The sequence below is a fragment of the Deinococcus sp. genome (assembly GCF_030523985.1).
GTDB lineage: Bacteria > Deinococcota > Deinococci > Deinococcales > Deinococcaceae > Deinococcus.
Window position 1 is genome coordinate 57155 of record NZ_JAUNHK010000003.1, and the last position, 2424, is coordinate 59578.

Genomic DNA, 2424 nt, shown 5'->3' on the forward strand with positions numbered 1-2424 from the left:
ACCAGATTGGCTTCGTGGGCGCGGGCGGCCCGCAGCAGGGCATTTTTGACGGCGCGGGCGTCGGCGCTGCCGTGGCCGATAAAGGCCAGGCCCCGCACCCCCAGCAGAATGCTGGCCCCGTAGGTGCTGGGGTCGAGCCGCTCGCCCAGACCGCGCAGGGCGTCACGCGCGAGCAGGCCGCCCAACTTGCTCTTGGCGTTGCTGTTCAGGGCTTCCTTGACCCAGCCGAGCAGTACCCGGGCTTCACCTTCGGCCAGTTTGAGCACCACGTTGCCGGTAAAGCCGTCGGTCACCACGATGTCGGTGGTGGACTTGAAGATGTCGCGGCCCTCCACGTTGCCGTAGAAATTAATGCCGCGTCCGTGCAACTCGCGCAGCAGGGCGTGCGCCTCGATGACCTGCTGGCTGCCCTTGTGGTCTTCTTCCCCGATGGAGAGCAGGCCGACGGTAGGGCTGTCGCGGTCTTCGAGAACTTTGAGATACACCGTCGCCAGCCGCGCCCACTGCGCCAGGTACACGGCCTTGATGTCGGCGTTGGCCCCGGCATCGAGCAGCGTGGTAAAGCCGCCCTGCGCGGGCATGTGGGTCAGGATGGCCGGGCGGTCTACCCCCCTGATGCGCCCCAGCGTGAGCAGCGCCGAGGCCATCGTCGCCCCGGAATGGCCCATGCTGACGGCGGCGGCGGCCTTGCCTTCCTTGACCAGCCGGGTACAGACGTTGATGCTGGCCCCGGTGCGGCTGCGAACGTCGCTGGCGTGCTCGTCCATGCCAATCACGTCGGGGGCGTCCACCACTTCGATCGGCAGGCGGCTGCTGCCCGCGTGCTGGCCCAGTTCGGCGTGCAGCTTGACCCGGTCGCCCACCAGCAGCACCGACACACCCGCCTGCGCCGCCTGCACCGCGCCCTGCACGTTGGGGGTCAGGCCGTGGTCGCCGCCCATCGCGTCCAGGGCCACCGGGAGGCGCACGGCGGGCCGGGCCGGGGGCGAGGCTTCAGCGGTCATCTTCCGCGCCCGCATAGAGCGCTGCCCTCACGTCGCGTTCGCTGGTGCGCCCACCCTCGCCGCGCACACCTTCGCTGGGCAGGCGGTAGCCAGGACGCTCCACCGAGGCCCGGATGTGGCCCAGGTCTACATATTCGTCGGCGGCGTTGCGAAGTTCGGCGCTGGTCATTTCGGGAATGCTCGCCACGATCACCCGTTTGCCGCGTGCCCGCAGCACTTCCACCGGGCGCTCGAAATCGCCGTCACCGGAAAGCAGCACCGCCACGTCGTAGCGTTCGGTGGTGGTCAGCAGGTCGGTCACCAGTTCGATATCGAGGCTGGCCCGGCGCGAGGTGTCGCCGTGTTCGTCGGTGTTCTCGCGCAGCGGGCGGGTCCGGACGGTGTAGCCCATGTAGGTCAGGGCGTCCACGAAGCGCTTTTGTTTGTCGTCAATCGGCGCGGGCACGGCGGTGTAGTAAAAGGCGTTGTACAGGGTGCCGAGGCCCGCGAAATGTTCCAGAATCTTGCGGTGGTCGAAGTTCCAGCCGAGTCGCTTGGCCGCAGCGTAGACATTCGCGCCGTCAATAAAGAGTGCAATACGTTCCATGATTCTCCTGTCGGCCCGCAGAATAGCGGATGCAGGCCAGGATGACGGACGGCCCGGCAGGCGGCGGCCCTTTTGACCCTGCGCTGACCCTGGACATTGAGAATGATTCTCAATATGGTGAAACGGAGCTTCTGCCCTTCTCGCGAGGAGGTGCCAGGAGGCGAAAAGGAGAGTGTATGAGCGACGAGAACAACAAGGGCGTCGGCACGGCAGTCGAAGGTGTGGGCGGCCCCCGCGACGGGCGCACGGCCCCCGGCGAGGGGCACACCACCCTGACCACCCGCCAGGGTCACCCTATCCACAACAACCAGAGCAGCCGCACGGTGGGCAGCCGTGGCCCGATGACGCTGGAAAACTACCAGTTCATCGAAAAACTCTCGCACTTCGACCGCGAGCGCATCCCCGAGCGCGTGGTGCACGCCCGTGGGGCCGGGGCGCACGGCGTCTTTGTGGCGACGGGCAAAGTCGGTGACGAGCCGGTGAGCAAGTACACCCGCGCCAAACTGTTTCAGGAAGAAGGCAAGGAAACGCCCGTCTTCGTGCGCTTTTCCACCGTCGGTCACGGCATCCACTCGCCCGAAACGCTGCGCGACCCGCGTGGTTTTGCGGTCAAGTTCTACACCGAAGACGGCAACTGGGACCTGGTCGGCAACAACCTCAAAATCTTCTTCATCCGCGACGCGCTGAAGTTCCCCGACCTGATTCACAGCCAGAAGCCCAGCCCCACGACCAACATCCAGAGCCAGGAGCGCATTTTCGACTTCTTCGCGGGCACGCCCGAAGCGACCCACATGATTACCCTGCTGTACTCGCCCTGGGGCATTCCGGCGAGCT

The 2424-nt window shown here is 66.2% G+C and carries 2 protein-coding genes and 1 pseudogene; 1 reads left to right on the forward strand and 2 read right to left on the reverse strand.

The window, feature by feature from the left end:
- Both plsX and Q4C89_RS01280 read right to left on the reverse strand, forming a co-directional pair.
- The coding region (gene plsX / locus Q4C89_RS01275) for a phosphate acyltransferase PlsX (protein ID WP_303100798.1) at positions 1-1004 on the reverse strand (1004 nt) is incomplete at its 3' end.
- A complete protein-coding gene (locus Q4C89_RS01280) occupies positions 994-1590 on the reverse strand; it encodes an NYN domain-containing protein (protein WP_303100799.1) in 597 nt (198 codons plus the stop codon). The genes Q4C89_RS01280 and plsX, both read right to left, overlap by 11 nt.
- Before the next feature lie 176 nt (positions 1591-1766).
- On the opposite strand from Q4C89_RS01280, the pseudogene katA reads away from it, so the two are divergent.
- A pseudogene (gene katA, locus Q4C89_RS01285) lies at positions 1767-2424 on the forward strand (catalase); the annotation flags it as partial.